At 67.0% G+C, this 3,693-nt stretch carries 1 protein-coding gene and 3 pseudogenes; 2 read left to right on the top strand and 2 right to left on the bottom strand.

Going from position 1 to position 3,693, the window contains the following annotated elements; genetic code table 11:
* Positions 1-121 precede the first annotated feature (121 nt).
* Complete coding sequence (locus ACZ7RU_RS36955; protein WP_470345390.1) at positions 122-973, bottom strand: IS5 family transposase; 852 nt, start codon at positions 971-973, stop codon at positions 122-124.
* A gap of 101 nt (positions 974-1,074) precedes the next feature.
* Here ACZ7RU_RS36955 and ACZ7RU_RS36960 point away from each other — a divergent pair.
* Positions 1,075-1,673, top strand: a pseudogene (locus tag ACZ7RU_RS36960) (IS5 family transposase); the annotation flags it as partial.
* A 21-nt stretch (positions 1,674-1,694) separates the two neighbouring features.
* On the opposite strand, the pseudogene ACZ7RU_RS36965 reads toward ACZ7RU_RS36960, so the two are convergent.
* Positions 1,695-2,935 (bottom strand): annotated as a pseudogene (locus ACZ7RU_RS36965) (IS110 family RNA-guided transposase).
* Between the two features lie 340 nt (positions 2,936-3,275).
* Between ACZ7RU_RS36965 and ACZ7RU_RS36970 the strand changes: the two are divergent.
* Positions 3,276-3,571 (top strand): annotated as a pseudogene (locus tag ACZ7RU_RS36970) (transposase); the annotation flags it as partial.
* Positions 3,572-3,693 lie beyond the last annotated feature (122 nt).

Consider the following 3,693-nt stretch of genomic DNA (forward strand, 5'->3'; position numbering starts at 1 on the left):
ATCCGCTGGGAACGACGCGACGACATCCACGAAGGCTTCCTCGGCCCCACCACCTGCCTGATCACCCACAGGCACGTCCAACGTCTTTGTTAGGAACTCTAAGAGGGCATCTGATCAACCTTTAGGCAGTAATGGCCGGTTCGCCTGATTCGATTCGCCAGGTTGGGGTGGATTCTCCAGTGAGTTCGCGGCTCATTTTGTTAGCCATCGCCCAATGGATCATCGTGCGGGATCGTTGTGGCAGGGCCTCGTAGTCCCGGGCCAGGCGGCGGTGCTGCATGAGCCAGCCGAAGGTGCGCTCGATCACCCAACGCTTCGGCAGGACCTGGAACCCGGTGGCGGTCCGGCGTTTGACAACCTCCACGTCGGTGCCGAGCCGTGCTCCGTGGTTGATCACGGTGTTGTTGAAGCCGCCGTCGACCCAGACCTTGACCACGGTCGGCTGGTCAGCGGCGAGTTCGTCGAGCAGCCGCTTGCCGCCGACGGAATCCTGGACCGATGCCGCGGTGACGATCACGGCGAGCAGGAGGCCGAGGGTGTCGGTGGCCAGGTGGCGCTTGCGGCCCTTGATCTTCTTGGCCGCGTCGATGCCCTGATCGGCCTCGGCGACGTTGCAGGAGGTCTTGACGCTCTGGGCGTCCAGGACAGCGGCGGACGGACGCGCCTGACGGCCGTGAGCCTGGCGGGTGCGGTCACGCAGCAGGTCGTGCACCTGCTGCGTGGTGCCGTCCGCCTCCCACTTCGCGTAGTAGTCGTAAACCGTCTTGAAGGGCGGGAAGTCGTGCGGCAGGTACTCCCACGGGATACCGGTCCGGTTGACGTAGAGGATCGCATTCACGATCTCCCGCAGGTCATGGACGCGGGCCACCGTGCCAGGGCCGGCACGGCGAGCCCGCCAGGCTATGAGGACCGGCTCGATCAGGCCCCAACGGGCATCGGACACATCACTGCGGTACGGACGCCGAGAAGTCACGAGCCTTGCAACGAGCCCCCATCGCTCCGGTCACTCACCCCGGACAAACAGGCTGCAACATAGATCAGATGCCCTCTAAGGCTTGTCTGATAATTGATCTTGTGGCAGGTCGAGGTGAGTTGACGGATGCGGCGTGGGAGCGGATAGAGCCCCTGTTGCCGCGGGTGGATGGGCGTGGCCGTCGGTGGCGTGATCACCGACAGGTGGTCAACGGCGTCCTGTGGCGGCTTCGGACCGGGGCTCCGTGGCGTGACCTCCCCGAACGGTACGGGCCGTGGCAGACCGTCTACGAGCGGTTCGCCCGCTGGGAGGCGGACGGCACCTGGGCGAAGCTACTCGAACATGTCCAGGTCCGCGACGACGCGGTGGGCCGCGTGGAATGGACGGTCGCCGTCGACTCCACGGTCAACCGCGCCCACCAGCACGCCGCCGGCGCCCGCAAAAAGGGGCCGCAGACGGGGACGAACTGGAAGATCCGGGCCGCTCGCAGACGCGCCAGGCCCTCGGCCGGTCCCGAGGCGGGCTGACCACCAAGGTCCACCTCGCCGTCGACGGCCGCGGGCTGCCACTGTCGATCGTTCTCACGCCGGGCAACGTCAACGACGCCACCGCGTTCGCCGACGTCCTCGACGCAATCCGCGTTCCGCGCGCCGTCACGGGCCGCCCGCGCACGACACCGGACAGCGTGAGTGCCGACAAGACACCCCATGCAGCTATCAGGTCAAGCAGCTTCGGCGAGTGGTGAGGGTTTCGTCGGTGCGAACGCGGTCGCTTCGTCGAACTTCTGGCGGCTGGTCAGGCAGTGGTGGAGCTGGCCGAGCATGCGGTTGAACAGGTTCCGGAGGGCCGCGTAGTAGCGGTCACCCGTGTCCCGGCGGCGGTTGTAGTGGTCGTGGGCACCAGGTGAGGCGGTGAGTGAGGCGAAGGCCCAGTGCCTGCCGGTCGCGGCCAGGCGGCTGGTCTTGATCCGTCGGTGGCTGACGCATCGGCTCTTGCCGGACTCTCACGTCACGGGGGCGCTTCCGGCGTAGGCCTTCGGGTCTCGGGCGGTGTCGAACCGGGTGCGGTCGTCGCCTATCTCGGCGAGTATCCGGGCACCGGTGAGCACGGCCAGGCCCGGGAAACTCGTGATGATCTCCGCGTCGGGATGCTGCAGGAAGAGCTCCTCGGTTGCGACAGCCAGGTCGTCACAGGCCTGACAGGCCGCTTCGAGCTGGGCGAGCAGGGCCAGTGTCTGGCGGCCCATCGCCGCTTCGACCAGCGCCGGCTGACGGAGCCAGGTCTGGTGGAACACCTCAAGCAGACGGTCGGTCTCGACCTCGATCCGGCGCTGGCGGCCGGCCCGGACGACGGCCGCCTTGAGCTTGCTGCGGGTGAGCTTGGAGGCCTCGGCCTGGTCGACGCGATCACCAGGACGGCGCGGGCCTCACGCGCCAGCAGCCGTTCGCGCTTGTCGGCGAACACTTCGAGGATCGCCGGGTAGTACTCGCGCAGGTGCGAGCACAGCCGGTTGTGGGCCCGGGCGCGGTCCCAGACCGCGTCCTGCTGGGCCCTGGCGAGGACAGCGATCGCCTTGACCAGGTCGGAGTCACTGGGCAGGGGTCGGTGGAGCTCAGCGTCGGTCCGCAGGATGTTCGCCAGGACAACGGCGTCCTGGTGGTCGGACTTCTTGCGGGATACGGCGTGACGGTCGAGGTAGCGGGCCACGGCCATCGGGTTGATCGCGAAGACCTGGCGTCCGGAGGCCCGAAGGCAGGCCCCCAGGAGCCCGCGAGAGGTCTCGATCGCGATCGGTATCGGATTGTCGGACGCGTCGCCGTGCTCGGCGAGCAGCCGCAGCAGGTTCTGGAAGCCCACCGCGTCGTCACTGATCCTCAGCTTGCCGATCAGGCGGGCATCGGAGTCGACCACCGCCACATCATGATGGTCTTCGGCCCAGTCGATCCCGCAGGCCACGTGCATGCGCGCCTTCTTTCGATGCTCCGGTGTCCGTCGGCGTCGCGCCGCGGCAGGACCACTCGGCGACCTAATAGAAGCGCTCGCCGGCGCACCACCCCATCAGCCGTCCGTGGCCCCAGCTGATCTCAGGGTCCTCGCTCTCGTGAAGAGCTCCACGGCTCCGGCTGATCAAGAGGTGGCCCTGAGAACGGCTCGAACCACGGCACGCTACGGCGGCCCAGCCCGAAGCGGCAGGGGCCGCGCACGCGTCGCTCTTGTCGAAGCACTCGAAGCGCGGCATACAGCCAGACGTCTTGCTCGACCCCTGCCAAGGTCGGGAAGCTCCGACCTCGATGCCTATTAGGCCTACTCGTCCCGGGGAAACCGCAACCACCTGCGCAAACGCCGCATCAAGGCCGTCGTTCCAGAGAAGCTCGACCAAACCGCCAACCCAGGGAGAAGGGCAGCTAGGGCGGCACGCCCGTCAGTCACGATGCCGAAGTCTACAAAGACCGGAACACCGTCGAGCGCCTGATCAACAAGCTGAAGGCCTGGCGAGGCATCGCCACACGCTATGACAAGACCCCGGAGAGCCACCTCGCCGGCCCCCACCTTCGTGGCGCGATGATCTGGATCAAGGACCTCACCAGAGCCGCTTGATCACGGCCAAATACGCGCCCTTAGAGGTCCTAACAAAGACGTTGGACGTGCCTGTGGGTGATCAGGCAGGTGGTGGGGCCGAGGAAGCCTTCGTGGATGTCGTCGCGTCGTTCCCAGCGGAT

It is taken from the genome of Kitasatospora sp. NPDC114501 (assembly GCF_055633695.1).